This is a genomic window from Mycobacterium sp. 1165178.9 (assembly GCF_001673555.1).
Taxonomy (GTDB): domain Bacteria; phylum Actinomycetota; class Actinomycetes; order Mycobacteriales; family Mycobacteriaceae; genus Mycobacterium.
On record NZ_LZMB01000300.1, the window covers coordinates 1 to 18,677 of the forward strand.

Below are 18,677 nucleotides of genomic sequence, written 5' to 3' on the forward strand. Positions count from 1 at the left end.
CCGGGATCTGGCTCGGGTGGATGCACACAGTCCCGCCGAAGCCCAGCGCGACGGCGTCCTCGGCCTCCTCCCGCAATCCATCGAGATCCCGGATGTCCAGGTGCACCGCGTCGAGCGCAACCCGACCGAAGCTCGACGCCGTGAGCAGGGCGGTCGACCGCACGTGATGGGCAACGTCGCGGTAGGTGCCGTCGGGCTTGCGGCTGGAGCTCCCGCCGAGCGTGGCGACCAGATCCTCGGCGCCCCACATCAGCGCCACAGTGCCCTGCGCCGCCGCGATTTCGGTCGCGAATACCGCACCGCGCGGCGTCTCCAGCAGCGCGATCACCTCGCGTGGCGCGAGCGCCGTCACCTGTGCGGCCGATTCGGTCTTGGACAGCATCACCGTCGTGTACGCGGTCCCGGCCAGGGCTTCGAGATCGAGTGGGTATTCCGCCGTGTCGGCCGCGTTGACCCGCACCACCGTGCGCTCCGGGTCCAGCGGTGTCTCCTGCAGCGCCTTGCGCGCCGCGGGCTTGTCGGCCTCGGCCACGCCGTCCTCGAGGTCGAGGATCACCACGTCGGCTGCAGCGGCGGCCTTGGTGAAACGCTCGGGGCGGTCGGCCGGGCAGAACAGCCAGGCGGGGCCCGCGGCTTGCAGGTTCACGTGGTCTCCTGGTTGCTTGGCCGCTTCTGCACCAGCGTGGTGCGCACGGCACGCGCGACGACGTCGCCGTGCTGGTTGCGTCCCGTGTGCTCGAGAGTGACGATGCCTTCGCCGGGACGGCTTTTCGATTCGCGCTTGCCCGTGCACACGGTCTCCGCGTACAGGGTGTCGCCGTGGAAGACGGGCTTGGGGAAGGACACTTCGGAGAAGCCGAGGTTGGCCACGATGGTGCCGAGCGTCAACTGCGACACCGACAGGCCGACCAGCGTGGAGAGGGTGAACATGGAGTTCACCAGTCGCTCGCCCCGAAAGCCTGGCTGTTCGGCGGCCCAGGCCGCGTCGAGGTGCAGCGACTGGGTGTTCATGGTGAGCGTGGTGAACAAGACGTTGTCAGCCTCGGTGACCGTTCGGCCGGGCCGGTGCAGATATGTTGTGCCGATCTCGAATTCCTCAAACCACAAACCGCGCTGGACAACCGACTTGGCATCCGTCATGACAGTCCCAGCGATCGCGCGATGAGCATCAGCTGCACTTCGGTAGTCCCTTCACCGATCTCGAGGATCTTGCTGTCGCGGTAGTGACGTGCCACCGGATATTCGTTCATGAAGCCGTAGCCGCCGTGGATCTGAGTTGCGTCGCGGGCGTTGTCCATTGCCGCTTCCGAGGCGATCATCTTCGCAATTGCCGCCTCCTTCTTGAAGGGCTTGCCGGCCAACATCTTTGCGGCAGCATCGTAGTAGGCGGTGCGCGCCGCATGGGCGCGCGCCTCCATCCGCGCGATCTTGAAGCTGATCGCCTGGTAGGCGCCGATCGGCTGGCCGAAGGCCTGGCGTTCCTTGGCGTACTTGACGCTTTCGTCGACGCAGCCCTGCGCCGCCCCGGTCGCCAGCGCGGCGATGGCGATGCGACCCTCGTCCAGGATGGACAAGAAGTTCGAGTAGCCGGTGCCCCGGCCACCCAACAGGTTCTCCTCCGGGACCCTGACGTCGTCGAAGCTCAACGGGTGCGTATCCGACGCGTTCCAGCCGACCTTGCTGTACACCGGTTCGACGGTGAATCCCGGTGTGCCGTTGGGCACGATGATCGACGAGATCTCTTTCTTGCCGTTCGGGGCGGTCCCGGTGACAGCGGTGACGGTGACCAACGAGGTGATCTCGGTGCCGGAGTTGGTGATGAACTGCTTGCTGCCGTTGATCACCCAGTCGCCGTTGTCGAGCCGGGCCGTGGTGCGGGTTCCTCCGGCGTCCGAGCCCGCCCCGGCTTCAGTCAGCCCGAAGCCGGCGAGGGCGCGGCCGGCGGTCAAGTCCGGCAGCCACCTCTGCTTTTGCTCTTCGGTGCCGAACCGGTAGATGGGCATGGCGCCAAGACTGGCGCCGGCCTCCAGGGTGATCGCCACCGACTGGTCGAACTTGCCGAGTTCCTCGAGCGCCAGGGATAGGGCGAAGTAGTCACCGCCCATGCCGCCGTATTCCTCGGGGAACGGCAAGCCGAACAGGCCCATCTCGCCCATCTTGGCGACGACCTCGTACGGAAAGCTGTGCTCCTCGTCGTGTTTGGCCGACACCGGCGCGACCACGGTGCGCGCGAACTCGGCGACCGTGTCGCGAAGATCCTCGTATTCCTTGGGCAATGTCCCCGCGGTGATGGATGTGGTCATGACGCGTCCTTACTCGAATCGGCTGCCGCGCTGGACTCTTCGGGAACCAGTCGGGCCAGTACCTGGTCCACCGTCAACTGATCACCAACGGAGACCAGTACTTCCACCTGTCCGGAGACCGGCGCGGCAAGCGAATGTTCCATTTTCATCGCCTCGACGACGACCACCACGTCGCCCTCGGAAACGTTGGTGCCCGAGGATGCCTGCACCGCGATCACGCTGCCGGGCATCGGGCTGACGATCTCGGCCCGCTGCGCGCCCGCGGCGCGGTGGATCTTGTTTTCCTCGGCTTCACGCAGATGCCAGGTTCCTCGCTCGTCGGCGATCCACAGGTGGCGGTCGGCTTCGGCCCAGCTGTAGTCCCGGCGAATACCGTCGAGCGTCATACTCATCCGTGTCGGCTCGACATGCACGGCGGCGGAATGGGTTTGACCCTCGCCGACCTGTACCGTGGCCGCCTCGGGCAGCCCCCGCACCGACACCGTCTCACTGCGCAGCGGGGTGCGCATGTCGGTGCGGACCGGCGCCGGGCTCCCGCCGACCCGCCATCCGGTCGGCGCCGCCCAGGGATTGTCGCCGAAGCGGCGAGCGCGGAAGGCCAGGGCCGATTGCCGATAGAGGCCGGCCGCGGCGAGCACGTCATCGGGAGCCGGCAGCGGAGCGAAGTCCGCCAGGCGCTCGTCCAGCAGCGCGGTGTCCAGGTCGCCGGCCTGCACCCGCTCGTCGGCGAGCAGGAAGCGGAGGAATTCGATGTTGGTCTGAACGCCCAGGACGACGGTTCGGCTCAGCGCGCGGTCGAGTTTCGCCAGCGCCTCGCCGCGGTCGGTTCCGTAGGCGATCACTTTGCTCAGCATCGGGTCGTAGTCGCTGCCGACGAGCGTGCCCGTCAGCAGCGAGGAGTCGACCCGCACGCCGTCACCGGACGGCTCGGAAACCTGCAGCACCCGCCCGCCGGTGGGCAAAAAGCCCCGCGCCGGATCCTCGGCGTACACCCGGGCCTCGACGGCGTGCCCACGCAGTTCGATGTCGTCCTGGGCGAACGCCAGCTTCTCGCCGGCGGCCACTCGCAGCTGCCACGCGACCAGGTCCAGCCCCGTGACCGCTTCGGTGACCGGATGCTCAACCTGCAGGCGGGTATTCATCTCCATGAAGAAGAACTCGTCGGGCCGGTCCGCGGAGACGATGAATTCGACCGTGCCCGCGCCGACGTAGTCAACGCTGCGCGCGGTATCGCATGCGGCCGCCCCGATGCGCGCCCGAGTCGCCTCATCGAGCAACGGCGAAGGCGCCTCTTCGATCACCTTCTGATGGCGGCGCTGCAGGCTGCACTCACGTTCGCCGAGGTGCACGATGTTGCCGTGCGTGTCGGCGAGCACCTGGACCTCGATGTGCCTGGGCCGCAACACGAATCGTTCCAGAAATAGTGTGTCGTCGCCGAACGACGAAGCGGCCTCGCGCCGCGCTCCCACCAGCGCCTCGCGCAGCCTGCCCGGTTCTTCCACCAACCGCATGCCCTTGCCGCCACCGCCCGCCGACGGTTTGATCAGCACCGGGTACCCGATCTCGTCCGCGGCCGCGGCCAGCTCGTCGTCGCTCAGCCCGGGCTTGGCGACGCCGGGTACCACCGGGACGTCGAACGCGGCCACCGCGTTCTTGGCGGTGATCTTGTCGCCCATCACCTGGATCGCCCGGGCAGGCGGCCCCAGGAATACGACTCCGGCTCGCTCGCAGGCGGCGGCGAAATCGGCATTCTCGGAGAGGAATCCGTATCCTGGATGGATCGCTTGAGATCCGGTGCGCACGGCCGCCTCGACGACCTTGTCGATGTTCAGATAACTGTCGCGGGCCGCGGCGGGTCCCAGGCGCACCGCTTCGTCGGCTTCGAGGACGTGCCTCGCGCCGGCGTCGGGATCGCTGTACACGGCGACCGAGCGGATACCCAGCCGACGCAGCGTTCGGATCACCCGCACCGCGATCTCGCCGCGGTTGGCCACTAGAACGGTCTCGAACACTGCACTCACATCCGAAAGACGCCGTAGGAGACGGGTTCCAGCGGTGCTTGCGCGCACACCGAAAGAGCCAGTCCGACAAAGGTTCTGGTGTCGGCGGGGTCGATGATCCCGTCGTCCCACAGTCGAGCCGTGGAGTAATAGGGGTTACCCTGACTCTCGTACTGTTCGCGGATGGGCGCCTTGAACGCCTCTTCCTCGTCGGCCGACCACGGCTTGCCCGCCCCGGCGAGTTGCTCGCCGCGCACGGTGGCCAGCACCGAGGCTGCCTGTTCGCCGCCCATCACCGAGATCCGGGCGTTCGGCCACATCCACAGGAAGCGTGGCGAATACGCCCGGCCGCACATCGAATAGTTGCCCGCCCCATAGGATCCGCCGATCACGACGGTCAGTTTGGGCACCCGCGCGCAGGCGACAGCGGTGACCATCTTGGCGCCATGCTTGGCGATGCCGCCGGCCTCGTAGTCGCGGCCGACCATGAAGCCGGCGATGTTCTGTAAGAACAGCAACGGAATCTTGCGCTTGTCGCACAACTCGATGAAATGCGCACCTTTCAAGGCGGATTCGCTGAAGAGCACGCCGTTGTTGGCAACGATGCCCACCGGGTGGCCGTGAATGTGGGCGAACGCGGTCACCAGCGTTTTGCCGTAACTGGTCTTGAATTCGCTGAATTCGCCGCCGTCGACCAGCCGCACGATGACCTCGTGCACGTCGTAGGGCACCCGCGGGTCGGGCGGCACCACGTCGTAGAGCTCTGTCTGTGCGCACGTGGGCGGCAGCGGGGATCGCACCTCCCACGGACTGGGCCCGCGCGGGCCGAAGGTGGCCGCGATCGCGCGGACGATCCGCAGGGCGTGCTCGTCGTCTTCCGCGAGGTGGTCGGTGACGCCGGAAACCCGGGAATGCAGGTCGCCGCCGCCGAGGTCCTCGGCCGACACGATCTCCCCGGTCGCCGCCTTGACCAAGGGTGGACCACCCAAGAAGATCGTGCCCTGCTCGCGGACGATGACGGCCTCATCGCTCATCGCCGGGACGTACGCGCCGCCGGCGGTGCACGAACCGAGCACCGCCGCCACTTGCGGAATTTCCTTGGCGCTCATGGTCGCCTGGTTGTAGAAGATGCGGCCGAAATGCTCGCGGTCCGGGAAGACCTCGTCCTGCCGCGGCAAGAACGCACCCCCCGAGTCCACCAGGTAGATGCACGGCAGCCGATTCTGCAGCGCCACCTCTTGGGCGCGCAGATGCTTTTTGACCGTCATCGGGTAGTAGGTGCCGCCCTTGACCGTCGCGTCGTTGGCGACGATCACGCACTCGCGGTCCGACACGCGGCCGATGCCGGTGATGATCCCGGCCCCAGGGGACTCGTCGCCGTACATGCCGTCCGCGGCCAGCGGTGAGAGCTCCAAAAACGGGCTGCCCGGGTCGAGCAGCCGGTCGACCCTTTCGCGGGGCAGCAACTTGCCGCGGCTGACGTGACGTTCCCGTGCGCGCTCGTTTCCGCCCAATGCCGCCGCCGCCAGCTTGGTGTTCAACTCACCCACCAGCCGGCGGTGCTCATCGGAGTACGACGCCTCGGCCTTGGCGGGCGGGGCCACCACATTGTCCATCGCCGCAGCAGCCTCCTTGCCGTCGTGCGGTCTGGTTTTGAGTTAATGCTGATTAACTCAAGGGGTGAGAATACCATTGCCGCCGTTGCCGGTCCAGGCAGCACCACAGCAATCCAAAAAGGCGAGTTAATCGCGAATAACTCGTGCTAGGTTAGGGCCAATTGACCACAACGGGGGTCCGTCATGACAGCGTCCGCCTCCGAGGGCCAGGCCGGTCCAGTTGAGGCTCCAAATCGCCGGAGCCAGTTGAAGTCCGACCGCCGCCTGCAACTGCTGTCCGCCGCCGAACGGCTGTTCGCCGAGCGCGGTTTCCTCGCGGTGCGGCTGGAAGACATCGGTGCGGCGGCCGGGGTGAGCGGTCCCGCCATCTATCGCCATTTTCCGAACAAGGAGTCCCTGCTGGTCGAGTTGCTGGTGGGCATCAGCACCCGGTTGCTCGCCGGTGCCCGGCAGGTGCAATCCGACAGCACCGATGCGGCCGCCGCACTGGACGGGCTGATCGACTTCCACCTGGACTTCGTGTTTAACGAACCCGACCTGATTCGCATCCAGGATCGCGACCTCGCGTACTTGCCCGAGGCCGCCGAAAAGCAGGTGCGCAAATCCCAGCGTCAATATGTCGAGGTCTGGGTGGGGGTACTGCGGGAGCTGAATCCCCAGCTGGCCGAGGCCGATGCCCGGCTGACCGCGCACGCCGTGTTCGGCCTGCTGAATTCGACACCGCACAGCGTCAAGCCCTCCGATATTTTGCGCGGCAAGTCCGGTCGGGCCGCGAGGTCGCGCACCGTCATGCGGGCGATGACGGTGGCAGCGCTCGCGGCGGGAAATCAGTGCTGCTGAGCCGAGCGTCGTAAGCTGACTCAGGCCTTTAACACCGGGTCCAGGTACCCTGCAAGCCATGAGGTGGACATGAACGATTCACGTCCCACCGAGCGGTTTCCCACATCGCAGCCGGGGCCACAGCAGCCGAGGTATTCGCCCTCCGCGGATCCCGCGTACGCCGACCAGACGCCCTACGCGCAGAGCTATGGCGGGACGACGTCGCCCTGGGCACCGCCCCCGAACGAGACGAACGCGACCAAGCCGCTGCCGGCGTACTGGCGGCAAGAGCTTCCTCCATCGGGCGACATACCGACGGGCATGGCTCCTCCGCCGCCCTCCGGCCCGAAATCGTCGCGCTGGCTCTGGATCGGCGCCGGCGCGGCGGTGCTGTTGGTCGTCGCCCTGGTGATTGCGCTGGTGCTGGCGAACGACGCGATCAAGACCCAGACCGCCGTCCCACCGTTGCCGGCGATGCCGGAGCCGAGCACGCAGACCCCGACGACGTCGACGCACCGGTCGCCGTCGCTCATTCCAGCCCCGATACCGCCGACCAGCGGCCCCGAGCTGCCGCCCGAGACGACCGGGCCGGCCGCGATGCAAGACGTCGTCTACACCGTCTCGGGTGAGGGCCGCGCGATCAGCATCATGTACATCGATACCGGCGGCCTCATCCAGACCGAATTCAACGTCGCGCTGCCGTGGAGCAAGGAGGTCAGCCTGTCGACGTCGGCGACCCACCCGGCCAACGTCACGGTCGTCAACATCGGCCACAGCGTCACCTGCACGCTCACCATCGACGGGGTTCAGGTCAGCAAGCGCGTCGGCGGCGGTCTGACGGTCTGCGACGCCCGCGGCTAGGCGCTCTAACAGCCGGCTACGAGGGTTCAGCCGCGGGTTCGGCTATCGCGGCGCCGCGCAGCGGAACCCGGACGGCCAGCATCGCCAGCAGTCCGGCGATCAGCACCAGCAGAATGCCGCCCAAGCCGGCCCGCACGGCGCCGAAGACGTCGACGAACAACGAGAAGAGCCACGGCGCCACGAACGCCACCGCCCGGCCGGTCATGGTGTAGAGACCGAACGCCACACCTTCGCCGCCGTCCTTGGCCATGTGCAGCAGCAGAGCGCGCGACGACGACTGCGACGGCCCGATGAACATGCACAGCACCAGGCCGCACACCCAGAAAGCCACCGGCCCGGACAGCGTCATCAAGGTCAGTCCCAGGACGACGATCGCGAACAGTGACGCCACGATGACGGGCTTTGATCCGACGCGGTGGTCGACGAATCCGCCCAGCACCGCGCCCACCGCGGCGATCACGCTGGCCGCCACGCCGAAGATCAGCACGTTGGCCTGCGAGATGCCGTACGCGTTGACGCCGAGCACCGCACCGAACGCGAAGATGGCCGCCAGCCCGTCCCGGAAGAGCGCGCTGGCGACCAGGAAGTAGACCAGGTTGCGGTCGCGCTGCCATTGCGCGGCGACCTCGGCCCACAACGTGCGATAGCCACCCAGCATGCTCGCCGACCGGTGGGCCTCCGACGACTCGGTCAGCCGGTGCGCGACGAACAGCAAGGGCAGTGCCAGCACAGCGAACCAGATCGCAGCCACCACCATCGCCTCGCGGACATAAAGCCCGTCGCGCAAAGGAACTCGCAGCAGGCCGCGCGTCGCGTCGGGCCCTTTGCCGGAGCCCGAGATGAAGCCGGTGTAGATCACCAGCAGGAGCACAACGCTCCCGACATAACCGGCCGCCCACCCGAATCCGGATATCCGACCGGTCGTCTGCGGCGTCGAGAGCTGACGCAGCATGGCGTTGTAGGGGACGCTGGCCAGATCGCCGCAGGCCGCCGTCGCCCCAAGCAGCACCAGACCCGCCCACAGGTAGCCGGGGCTCTCACGGATGAAGAACATCAGGCAGGTCAGCGTCACCGCTGTGGCCGTCAGCACGCTCAGCGCCACCCGCCTGCGATGCGCGGACTCCACCCACACGCCGACGGCGGGCGCGAGCACGGCGACGGTCAGGCCGGCGACGGCCGCCGCACGGCCCAGCCAGCTCGCCGGCGTGGTGGCGCCGGATATCCCCACCCCAACGCTGCTGGTCAAATAGACGGAGAAGACGAACGTCGCCACGATCGCGTTCAGACCGGTCGATCCGCAGTCCCAGAGCGCCCACGCCACCACGCGCGATCGCGCGGGGGTGGCCGAACGCGGCTCCGGCTGGCTCATGCCCGGCACTCTATAGGCGCTCGCGATCGCCTGCGGGCCGCGTTTGGACCGCTGTCTACGATTGGCGCATGCCGCTACCAGCTCCAAGCCCCGAGGCGCGCGCCGTTGTCACCGGAGCTTCGCAGAACATCGGTGAAGCGCTCGCCACCGAACTCGCCGCACGCGGACACCACCTGATCGTCACCGCGCGCCGCGAAGACCTGCTGAAGGACCTGGCCGCTCGCCTCACCGGCAAATACGGCGTGACGGTCGACGTGCGCCCCGCCGACCTGGCCGATCCGGGCGAGCGCGCGAAGCTGTGCGACGAACTGGCCGCTCGCCCCATCTCGATCCTGTGCGCCAATGCGGGCACGGCCACCTTCGGCCCGGTCGCCACGCTGGACCCGGCCGGCGAAAAGGCCCAGCTGCAGCTGAATGTCCTTGGGGTGCATGACCTTGCGTTGGCGGTGCTGCCGGGAATGGTCGAGCGCGGGTCGGGTGGGATCCTGATTTCCGGTTCGGCGGCGGGCAATTCGCCGATCCCCTACAACGCCACCTACGCGGCCAGCAAGGCGTTCGCGAACACCTTCAGCGAATCGCTGCGCGGCGAACTGCGCGGGTCCGGCGTCCATGTGACGCTGCTGGCGCCGGGCCCCGTGCGCACCGACCTGCCCGACGACGCCGAGGCCTCGATCGTCGAGCGGCTGGTGCCGGATTTCTTGTGGATCTCGACCGAGCACACCGCGCGGGTGTCGCTGGATGCGTTGGCACGTAACAAGATGCGCGTCGTACCTGGCCTGACGTCAAAGGCCATGTCGGTGGCCAGCGGGTACGGTCCGCGCGCCATCGTGGCGCCGATCGTGGGCGCGTTCTACAAGAAGCTCGGCGGCGGGTAGGGCCCTATTTCCGGCGCCGTCCGGAACCGAAGATGCCTTTCACCGCTTCGCGTATCGCGGTGTTGATGCCGCTTTTCACGGTGGGGTTCTGCAAGACTTCCTCCCACATGGAGGGCCCCTTTGTGCCCTTCGGCTCCGCCGGCTCCGGCATCGGCGGAACCGGCTCGTTCGGCGGGACCGGCGGGTAGTCGGACCGGGTTTGCGGCGGCTGCGGCGCGGACGGGGCTTGTGGATCCGGCGGGCCGGACTGGGGCTGCGCGGGTTGGGAAAGCGTCTGACCGTACTTCGCCTGCAGCGGACTGTTTTTCGCCGCGGCCCCGATCGCGTCGTTGCCGATCGACGCCATCAGCGAGCGTGGTACCCGCATGCGGGTCCACGCGACCGGCGTGGGTGCGCCCTTCTCAGACAACACGGTCACCACCGCCTCGCCGATTCCCAGCGAAGTCAACGCCGACTCCAGGTCGTAGACATCGGTTTTCGGGTAGGTGCGGACGGTCTTGCTCAGCGCCTTTTGATCATCGGGTGTGAACGCCCGCAGCGCATGCTGAACCCGCGCGCCAAGCTGGGACAGGATGTCGTTGGGGATGTCCGTCGGGAGCTGGGTGCAGAAGAACACCCCGACGCCCTTGGACCGGATCAGCTTGACGGTCTGCTCGACCTGCTCGAGAAAGGCCTTGGACGCGTCCGCGAACAACAGGTGAGCCTCGTCGAAGAAGAAGACGAGCTTCGGCTTGTCCACGTCGCCGACCTCGGGCAATTGGGTGTACAGGTCGGCGAGCAGCCACATCAGGAAGGTGGAAAAGATGACGGGGCGCACCGACTGACCGGTGAACTCCAGCAGCGAGATGATGCCCTGGCCCCGGTCGTTGGTGCGCAGCAGGTCGTTCGGGTCGAGCTTGGGCTCGCCGAAGAAGGTGTCCCCGCCCTCGGCATCGAGGTTCACCAGTGCGCGCAGGATCACGCCGGCCGTCGTCGCCGACACGCCGCCCAGCGATTTCAGGGCTTCCTTGCCCTCGTCACTCGTCAGGTAGCCGATGGCGCCACGCAGATGGTCAGTGGTGACCAGCGGCCGATTTTGATCCTTCGCCCAGTGGAAGATCAATCCCAGTGTCGACTCTTGAGTAGCGTTGAGCCCCAGCACTTTTGACAGCAGAACGGGACCGAAGCTGTCGATGGTCGCGCGGATCGGTACCCCGATTCCCTTGGTGCCCAACGACAAGAACTCGGCCGGAAACCCCGTGGGCTGCCAGTCGTCGCCGGTGTCTTTGGCCCGCGCGGCGGTCTTGTCATTACCTTCGCCGGGCTTGGCCAGCCCGGACAGGTCGCCCTTCACGTCGGCCATCAGCACGGGGACTCCCGCGGCGCTGAGCTGCTCGGCGATCAATTGCAACGTCTTGGTCTTGCCGGTTCCGGTGGCCCCGGCCACCAGGCCGTGCCTGTTGATGGTGGCCAGCGGGATGCGGATCTGGGCCGCCGGATCGGCCGCGCCGTCGATGACGACCGTGCCCAACTCCAGTGCCTGGCCGTCGACCGCGTATCCGTCGGCGATCCGCGTCGCGGCCGTGGCCGCTGAATCGGTGCTCATCGTGCTGCGCCTCTCTTCCCCAATGAATCGGCGTGCAGTTCGACAACGCTCAACCCTACTTCCCCAACTCTTCCGGGGGCGAGGTCCGGCGCGCGCGCCACCTCGCCACTAGTCTGAGCGCTGTGCGAGACGAATTGGTGTGGATCGACTGCGAGATGACCGGGCTTGATCTGGGTTCGGACAAGCTGATTGAGATCGCGGCGCTGGTGACCGACGCCGACTTGAACGTTCTCGGCGACGGGGTCGACGTGGTGATCCATGCAGACGACGCCGCGCTCGCGGCGATGGGCGACGTGGTCACCGAAATGCACTCACGCTCCGGGCTCACCGACGAGGTGCGGGCGTCCACCGTCGACCTGGCAACCGCCGAGGCGATGGTCCTGGATTACATCGGCGAACACGTCAAACAACCCAAGACGGCGCCCCTGGCCGGCAACTCCATCGCCACCGACCGCGCCTTCATCGTGCGCGACATGCCCGCCCTGGATTCTTTCCTGCACTACCGCATGATCGATGTGAGTTCGATCAAAGAACTCTGCCGGCGCTGGTATCCGCGGATTTACTTCGGTCAGCCGGTCAAGGGGCTGGCCCACCGCGCGCTGGCGGACATCCACGAGTCCATCCGCGAGCTGCAGTTCTACCGGCAGACCGCATTCGTCTCGCCGCCGGGGCCTTCTACCAGCGAAATCGAGGCGGTGGTCGCCACCCTCAGCGACGGAAAAGACGCACCGGGGCCAAGCGATTCGGCCAGCGCGCCGCCAACCGGCTAGTATCGACGTCGCCGCTCGTTGACCGTCATCGCGCGAAGGTCGGCCTGCGGTCGTGGTGGGTGTAGTTCAGTTGGTAGAGCGTCAGGTTGTGATCCTGAATGTCGCGGGTTCGAGTCCCGTCACTCACCCCACAGGTCAGAGGTGGTATTTAGCACCTCTGACCTTTTGTTTTCGCGACCATTCGCTGCTCCAGCACTGAGGGCTGCGGGGCGCTCTGCCAAGCGCGTGCCGATGACATTTCGGCGCCGACTGCCTTGTGCGCCACCGTCAGCGGCGTCATTTACCAGACCGGGCGCAGCCACTGTCGCAGGCCTATTCGGCGTTGGTTCATCCAGCGTCGGCTCGCGCGGATCGCGTTGGGCCACGCCTCATTCCGAGTTGGATCAGGGCTCGATCGTGGAGCTCGCAAGCCCAAGGTGCAGCGCAGTGAACGGCCGCGAAATTGCGCACTACGAGTGGCAGGCGGGACACAATGGGACCATGAGCGACGGGTCCTACCTGGCGGGAGCAATCCATGAGCGGTGAAGAGGAACAGCTAGCACTGGCGGTTTGGGACGCAGTTGCGGACATACTCAACCGGGTCGTCCACGACCTACCCGAACCGGGCCGCGACGAAATAAGGCGGACTGCCAATGCGCTACGGGACGATGCCGTTAAGTTGCTGTGGACGCGCGGATCAAAATCCCCGCTGTATCCGTTCGCCCGAGACATGGCGTTTGCCGTTCTCGATTGGTGGAATGACCCGTCACACGAAAACTTCATCAATTTGGAGCGCGCAAGCAAAGCGTACGAAACGGCCCGGCTGGGGCGTTAGGACGCACAGCCTCATGCCGCCAAAGGCTTAAAGGCCGCGCGACCGGCCGTCAGGTGTTGGCGTTGCCCGCTTTCCACTGCTCCCAGGGGATATTCCAATCGCCCAGGCCCTCGATGCCCGGCAGCGTCGACCCGACGGTATGCACCACTTCGACGATGTCGCCGCTCTTGCTGTGGTCGTAGAACCACTCGGCGTTGCTCGGACTCACGTTGAGGCATCCGTGGCTGGTATTGGTGTGGCCTTGCGCGCCGACCGACCACGGCGCCGAGTGCACGAAGACGCCGCTGTAAGACATCTGCGTGGCCCAGTCGACTTCGGTGCGATATCCGTTGGGCGAGTTGACCGGAACGCCGTAGGTCGAGGAATCCATGATGATGTGCTTGAACCGCCCACCAATGATGTAGATGCCGTTGGCCGTTGGGGTGCTGTCCTTGCCCATCGACGTCGGCATGGTCTTGACGACATCACCGTTGACCCGCACGGTCACGGTCTTCGTGGTGTCGTCGGCCGTCGAGATCACCTCATCACCGATGGTGAAGTGCGACTTGACGTTGTCCTCGCCGAACATCCCGTCGCCCAGGTCCACCCCGTAGGTGTTGACCGCCACATCGATTGTTGTCCCCGACTTCCAGAAACGCTCCGGGCGCCAACGAACTTCGCGGTTGTTCAGCCAATAGAACGCGCCCTCCACCGGAGGGTTGGTGGTGATTTTGATGGCTTTTTGGGCCGCCCCGCGGTTCGCGATGTTCTCGTCGAAGCGGATCGCCACCGGCTCACCGATGCCCACCACGTCACCGTCGGCCGGACTCACGTAGGGCATCGTCAGGTGCGCGGGTGAGCTGGTCTCGAACGTCATCTGCTTGCTGGCCGCGCCGCCCAGCCCGGTCGCCTTCGCATTCAGCGTGTAGCGCCTGTTGTAACCGAGTTGCTCGGTGGTCGACCAACGCAGGCCGTCCGGGCTCAACTGCCCATTGATCGACCTACCGTTTTCGTTGACCATGGTGACCGACGCGAGGACGCCGTCGGCGACGGTCACAGTCACAGGCGCATCCACCGTGACACCGACGGCGCCGTCCGTCACGGAGGCGGTGAGCTTCGGCACCAGCAGGTCAGCTAGCGGCGTGCCCTTGTCGAAGATGACCTTCGCCGGCGCCGCCGCTTGGTCGCCGTTACAGGCGGCGCTGAAGACAGCAATCGGGACGATCGCGGCTACCAGCCAGGATCGTCGTATCCGCAAACGCGCCATCCAGTGACCTTTCATATGATTCTCTAGTTGGTCACCGGTGACCAGCGAGGTAGCTGCAGGCATTCTAATGGCTTTTGCCGACACTCCCACCCGTACTCGAGCCGGGGCGCCCGATCGGTGTCGCCACCGCAATGAATTCGTCATTCATGCGAGGTCCAGAGCGCGCCAGGGGCCCAATTACGCCGGCGAGCCGACCTCTTGGTCCCGCTGCGCCTCAACCATGTCGCGGGTGCTGGCGGCCTCGACGCGCGCGAGCTTGACGATGGCCGCCGTCATCACCAGCGCTGCCGCCACCAGGGCGATCGTCGCGGCGCGACCCGTGTTCAGCGTCTCGCCGAGGACGGCGACGCCGAGCACCGCCGCCACCACCGGCTGCGACACCTGCAGGGTCGGCATCGACGCGGTCAACGGACCAGCCCGAAACGCCGACTGACTCCACGCCACGCCACCCAGCGCGACCAGAACGCAGGCGTACAGCTCCGGGGTTCGGGCCACCGTGGCCGCTCCGTCGCCGATCCGGGCAACGACCTCTTTGGCGAGCACCGCGAAGACCCCCACAACGACCCCGACGCGAAGGCGAACAGCGCCGCCGCCGCGGCACCACCCCGGATCCGGCCGGCGACGACGCAGCCGATCAACAGCGGCGCGAGGACGGCGGCCACCACAGCCACACCTACTCCATTGACCGCCGCTTCGCGAAGTTGCGCGCCGCGCCGAGCCAGATTCGGGCGCGCGAGGTCAACGCCGCCGAGGCGCGACGGCACCTACCCCAGATCTACGAAAGATGGTGCGCCGCAACCACTGGGGCGATCTCCCGCGACGACGCGTGGTGGGCCGACTACATGGACGACCGACCGACCCAGCGCGGCAACGGATCTGCGCTGCATTACACGATCCATCCCGACGGCTTCCTGACGTACCGGGTGGTCGGCTCGCACCAGCATGCGTTCCGTCCGCCGCTTGGCACCGTGGTCGTCGAAGACTTCTGCCCCATCACCACGAAGCGCACACGGAGTTATTGCAGACGCTCCTGGTGTTGGAAATGTTCTATCGCATCGAGATCGACGTGGCCCCTGATGATCCGCTACCGCTCCGCCGTTGATGCCGACATCGTGCTGGAGGTCACGGACCCGCTCGGTCTTGCGGGTGGGACCTTTGCGCTGCAGACCCGCGACGGCGCCGGGAAATGCACCCCCCACGACGGTTCCCCAGACGTCAGGATCGGTCTGGCCGACCTGGCCACCATCTACATGGGGGCACATCGAGCCTGCCAGCTTGCCCGCGCCGATCGCATCACCGAGGTGCGCGAGGGAGCGTTGGGTGAATTGGACGCCGCCTTCAGCACCGACCGGACGCCGTACACCGGCACGGTGTTGTGACGGAACATGCTTGTTTGTTGTGCGACAACTCATTTCGCCCGGCGCGCAGCGCTGTGCCGCGGCCCGGCGGGTTGCCATAGGCGGCGGAACGGTGGTTCGGTCGTATGGAGCACCAGCCCGCGCCTGCGCGCGCAGGTCTGGCGGGCCACGAACGCCGGGGAGAGTCTCTCGGCGCGGGCGGCTATCCTTGAGCAAGGTCGGGATTTCACTCCGTGGCGGAACGCTGTTATTGTCGCCTACGCGGTCTCGGCCGACGACAAGCGCCGTTAGCTCAGTTGGTAGAGCAGCTGACTCTTAATCAGCGGGTCCGGGGTTCGAAACCCTGACGGCGCACCAGCTCACCGAATATGTCAATATTTGGCGGCTTCTCCACTTCAGGGGGTTCACCCGATGGGTAACGATCTCCGAGAAATCCGTTTCACCCCCGCGGGCACTGCCGTCTCTGCGATGGAGCTGTGCCGAGGGGCCCGGTGAAACCGGAGCTGAAGTGGGTCGAACCCCACGAGGGCCACTTCCACGCCAACATCGACGACCGTAGCGAGTATCGAGTCCATGTGGTCTCGACGGGCGGCTTCCGCGCCGAGCGTGTCGATGACGGGTTTGTGCACCACGACCTGGGCCGGGCCGTCACCGCCACCGACGCAAAAGCGATCTGTCAGGACGTGCACACCCGTACCGTGCGCCGCGCCGCGTGGGAGGCCTACATGGCCGAGAACGACCCGCCGGGCTGGGAGTAGCCGGTCGCCCCGTCGCCGCGGGCAGCAAAGATAAGCCAGCGAGGATGCCGAGCGCGAACCGCGGAGGCCGGGGGTGCGGCTAACCCCGGATTGCGCGGACCATTTGCCGTCGTATCCCACCGCTGAGGGCTCCCTGGCAGGTAATTTCTTGCTGGCACCGATTGGCGCCGTAAGCGCCTACAGGCCCCCTTTAGACACGCTGCGTCGAAGGAGCTGCAATGGGGTTCATCCGGCCCAACCTGCCCGTCGTCGACATGTCCGAGTGGAGCACCCGTTCACGCGCCGAACGGATCGTCCCGATGACAGGCCACATCGCCGAGCACGGATTCGGTACCCCACTGGTGATGCATGTGATGTACGGCGTGAAGATCGCGCTGTACATCCTGGGCGGCTGGCTTTTCGCGTGGTCGACCTCCGGCATCGGCGGCTTCACACAGGTCAGCGCGTGGTGGTCGGAGCCGATCGTGTTCCAGAAGGCCGTGCTCTACACGATGCTGTTCGAAGTCATCGGTCTCGGCTGCTGCTTCGGGCCATTGGCCGGGCGCTACTTCCCGCCGATGGGGTCGATCCTGTACTGGCTGCGGCCCGGCACCATCCGATTGCCACCCTGGCCCACTCGGGTGCCATTGACCAATGGCAGCACCCGGACCCCGTTCGACGCGTTGCTCTACGGCATCCTGCTGGCGCTGCTCGTGTCCGCGCTGCTGTCCGATGGCAGCGGGCCGATTCCGGCCCTGGACACGATGATCGGCGTGCTGCCGCGGTGGCAGACCGTCGCGATCCTGGCGGTGCTGGCCGTGCTCAGCTTGCGCGACAAGGTCATCTTCCTCGCCGCGCGTGGTGAGGTGTATGCGCCGCTGGCGCTGACGTTCCTGTTCGCGGGCGCCGACATCGTCGTCGGGGCCAAGGTCGTCTTCATGGTGATCTGGCTGGGCGCGGCGACCTCCAAGCTCAACAAGCACTTCCCGTTCGTCATTTCCACCATGCTGGCGAATAACCCGTTCATCCCCTCGGGCCCGCTCAAGCGCTCGATGTTCAAGCACCATCCGGACGACCTGCGGCCAAGCGCTTTGGCCGGCTTCATCGCCCACTTCTCGACCGCAATCGAGGGTCTGGTGCCACTCGTGCTCCTCTTCTCACATGGCGGCTGGCCGACGGCCGTCGCGGCCTTTGTGATGATCGTGTTCCACCTCAACATCCTGCTGGCCTTTCCGATGGGCGTGCCGCTGGAGTGGAACGTGTTCATGATCTTCGGGGTGCTGTGGTTGTTCGTCGCGCATGCGCGCCTGGGGCTGTCCGATCTGGCCAACCCGCTGCCGGTCGCCGTTCTGTTCGCGGTCTTAGCCGGCACCGTCGTGCTCGGGAACCTCTACCCGAGCAAGGTCTCCTTTTTGCCCGGCATGCGGTACTACGCCGGCAACTGGGACACCACCCTGTGGTGCGTGCGACCTTCAGCCGACGAGAAGATCCGCGTCGGCTCGCGTGCCCTCGGGCCGATGCAGCACTTGCAGCTCGAGCGGCTGTACGGCAGCAGAGAGGAAACCTTGATCCCGCTGCACCTCGCTCTGGCGTTCCGGGGCATGAACACCCACGGACGTGCGCTGCTCACCTTGGCGCACCGCGCAATGGCCGACCACGACGAGGACGATTACAACCTCTGTGAGGGCGAAGTCCTGTGCGCAATGGTGCTCGGCTGGAACTTCGGCGACGGGCACATGCACAACGAATGCTTGATCGAGGCGCTGCAGCAGCGGTGCGGGTTCGAGCCGGGCGAGGTGCGTGTCGTCATCCTCGACGCCCAGCCCATCCACCGACAGCGGCAGGAATACCGGCTGGTCGATGCGGCGACGGGCGAATTCGAACGCGGCTACTGCGACGTCGACGACATGGCCACCAACCAGCCTTGGGCCGACGACATTCCGGTGTACGTCCAGGCCGGTCGCGTCACCGATTCCTGACGCGGCGCACCGCTACCACCACGACGAGAACCCCGACCCCGGCCAGCGAGGCCAGCACCATGGGCTGCTGCACGAATCCGATCACCCGGACCTTGAGGTCGTCGGCGAGGCGCCGGGGGTTGGCCCGGTCGGCAAGCGAGTCGACGGTGGCCGCCAGCTGATCTAGGGTAGTTCGGGCAGGTGTAGGAGCTGGATAGTGGGCGACTTGGAGGACACAGTGGCGGACCGGGACCCCGAAGCCATCAAGCAGGACATCGACGTCGCCCGTGATCAGCTGGCGGCCACCGTCGACTCGCTTGCCGACCGGGCCAACCCCCGGCGCCTCGCCGACGACCTCAAGGTCCG

General features: G+C 66.6%; 16 protein-coding genes, 2 tRNA genes and 3 pseudogenes. 11 read left to right on the forward strand and 10 right to left on the reverse strand.

Annotated elements, in window-relative coordinates; translation table 11 throughout:
• The 5 genes from A5652_RS13115 to A5652_RS13135 form a co-directional block, all read right to left on the reverse strand.
• Window positions 1-646, reverse strand: a 646-nt coding sequence (locus tag A5652_RS13115) for a CoA ester lyase (RefSeq protein ID WP_067351590.1), incomplete at its 3' end; no start/stop codon positions are given.
• A complete protein-coding gene (locus A5652_RS13120; protein ID WP_067351592.1) occupies window positions 643-1,140 on the reverse strand; it encodes a MaoC family dehydratase in 498 nt (165 codons plus the stop codon). The genes A5652_RS13115 and A5652_RS13120, both read right to left, overlap by 4 nt.
• Entirely contained in the window at window positions 1,137-2,303 is a 1,167-nt protein-coding gene (locus A5652_RS13125) for an acyl-CoA dehydrogenase family protein (protein ID WP_067351594.1), read from the reverse strand. Before A5652_RS13125 ends, A5652_RS13120 begins: the two co-directional genes overlap by 4 nt.
• Window positions 2,300-4,315 (reverse strand): acetyl/propionyl/methylcrotonyl-CoA carboxylase subunit alpha, encoded by a 2,016-nt coding sequence (locus tag A5652_RS13130; protein WP_067351597.1) that lies wholly within the window; start codon window positions 4,313-4,315, stop codon window positions 2,300-2,302. The genes A5652_RS13125 and A5652_RS13130 overlap by 4 nt, the downstream gene beginning before the upstream one ends.
• Window positions 4,316-4,320: 5 nt before the next feature.
• Window positions 4,321-5,919 carry a carboxyl transferase domain-containing protein gene (locus tag A5652_RS13135; protein WP_067351599.1) on the reverse strand — a complete coding sequence of 533 codons (1,599 nt, stop codon included), beginning with the start codon at window positions 5,917-5,919 and terminating at the stop codon, window positions 4,321-4,323.
• A gap of 183 nt (window positions 5,920-6,102) precedes the next feature.
• Here A5652_RS13135 and A5652_RS13140 point away from each other — a divergent pair, with 183 nt between their 5' ends.
• The gene (locus A5652_RS13140) at window positions 6,103-6,759 is read left to right on the forward strand and encodes a TetR/AcrR family transcriptional regulator (protein WP_067351602.1); all 657 of its coding nucleotides are present in this window, start codon (window positions 6,103-6,105) and stop codon (window positions 6,757-6,759) included.
• Between the two features lie 63 nt (window positions 6,760-6,822).
• Window positions 6,823-7,599, forward strand: coding sequence for an MmpS family transport accessory protein (locus A5652_RS13145; protein ID WP_082983884.1), 777 nt, complete (start codon window positions 6,823-6,825; stop codon window positions 7,597-7,599).
• Between the two features lie 16 nt (window positions 7,600-7,615).
• On the opposite strand, the gene A5652_RS13150 is transcribed toward A5652_RS13145, so the two are convergent.
• Window positions 7,616-8,968, reverse strand: coding sequence for an MFS transporter (locus A5652_RS13150; RefSeq protein WP_067351604.1), 1,353 nt, complete (start codon window positions 8,966-8,968; stop codon window positions 7,616-7,618).
• 68 nt (window positions 8,969-9,036) lie between these two features.
• Here A5652_RS13150 and cmrA point away from each other — a divergent pair, with 68 nt between their 5' ends.
• Window positions 9,037-9,843 (forward strand): mycolate reductase, encoded by an 807-nt coding sequence (gene cmrA, locus A5652_RS13155; protein WP_067351607.1) that lies wholly within the window; start codon window positions 9,037-9,039, stop codon window positions 9,841-9,843.
• A 4-nt stretch (window positions 9,844-9,847) separates the two neighbouring features.
• On the opposite strand, the gene A5652_RS13160 is transcribed toward cmrA, so the two are convergent.
• Window positions 9,848-11,428, reverse strand: coding sequence for a helicase HerA-like domain-containing protein (locus A5652_RS13160; protein WP_067351610.1), 1,581 nt, complete (start codon window positions 11,426-11,428; stop codon window positions 9,848-9,850).
• A 122-nt stretch (window positions 11,429-11,550) separates the two neighbouring features.
• Here A5652_RS13160 and orn point away from each other — a divergent pair, with 122 nt between their 5' ends.
• The 3 genes from orn (at window position 11,551) to A5652_RS13175 (ending at window position 13,012) form a co-directional block, all read left to right on the forward strand.
• On the forward strand, window positions 11,551-12,198 hold the full coding sequence (gene orn / locus A5652_RS13165; RefSeq protein ID WP_067351631.1) for an oligoribonuclease: 648 nt from the start codon (window positions 11,551-11,553) through the stop codon (window positions 12,196-12,198).
• A 55-nt stretch (window positions 12,199-12,253) separates the two neighbouring features.
• Window positions 12,254-12,329, forward strand: a tRNA-His gene (locus A5652_RS13170).
• Between the two features lie 383 nt (window positions 12,330-12,712).
• Window positions 12,713-13,012, forward strand: a complete 300-nt coding sequence (locus A5652_RS13175; RefSeq protein WP_067351613.1) for a hypothetical protein — start codon at window positions 12,713-12,715, stop codon at window positions 13,010-13,012.
• Between the two features lie 49 nt (window positions 13,013-13,061).
• Here the strand turns inward: A5652_RS13175 and A5652_RS13180 are convergent, their stop codons facing one another.
• Both A5652_RS13180 and A5652_RS13185 read right to left on the reverse strand, forming a co-directional pair.
• The gene (locus A5652_RS13180; RefSeq protein ID WP_156745312.1) at window positions 13,062-14,273 is read right to left on the reverse strand and encodes an Ig-like domain-containing protein; all 1,212 of its coding nucleotides are present in this window, start codon (window positions 14,271-14,273) and stop codon (window positions 13,062-13,064) included.
• 162 nt (window positions 14,274-14,435) lie between these two features.
• A pseudogene (locus A5652_RS13185) lies at window positions 14,436-15,001 on the reverse strand (DMT family transporter); the annotation flags it as partial.
• On the opposite strand from A5652_RS13185, the pseudogene A5652_RS13190 reads away from it, so the two are divergent.
• From A5652_RS13190 to A5652_RS13205, 4 genes and pseudogenes are all read left to right on the forward strand, one after another.
• A pseudogene (locus A5652_RS13190) lies at window positions 14,921-15,637 on the forward strand (sterol carrier protein domain-containing protein); the annotation flags it as partial. The pseudogenes A5652_RS13185 and A5652_RS13190 overlap by 81 nt on opposite strands.
• A 260-nt stretch (window positions 15,638-15,897) precedes the next feature.
• A tRNA-Lys gene (locus tag A5652_RS13195) sits at window positions 15,898-15,973 on the forward strand.
• Between the two features lie 134 nt (window positions 15,974-16,107).
• Complete coding sequence (locus A5652_RS13200; RefSeq protein WP_067351618.1) at window positions 16,108-16,374, forward strand: hypothetical protein; 267 nt, start codon at window positions 16,108-16,110, stop codon at window positions 16,372-16,374.
• A gap of 218 nt (window positions 16,375-16,592) precedes the next feature.
• Window positions 16,593-18,332, forward strand: coding sequence for a DUF3556 domain-containing protein (locus tag A5652_RS13205; RefSeq protein WP_067351621.1), 1,740 nt, complete (start codon window positions 16,593-16,595; stop codon window positions 18,330-18,332).
• On the opposite strand, the pseudogene A5652_RS26725 reads toward A5652_RS13205, so the two are convergent.
• Window positions 18,319-18,495: pseudogene (locus tag A5652_RS26725) on the reverse strand (DUF3618 domain-containing protein); the annotation flags it as partial. The gene A5652_RS13205 and the pseudogene A5652_RS26725 sit on opposite strands and share 14 nt — an antisense overlap.
• A 54-nt stretch (window positions 18,496-18,549) precedes the next feature.
• Between A5652_RS26725 and A5652_RS26730 the strand changes: the two are divergent.
• Window positions 18,550-18,677 (forward strand): DUF3618 domain-containing protein (locus A5652_RS26730; RefSeq protein ID WP_156745313.1); only part of this gene is annotated, 128 nt, incomplete at its 3' end.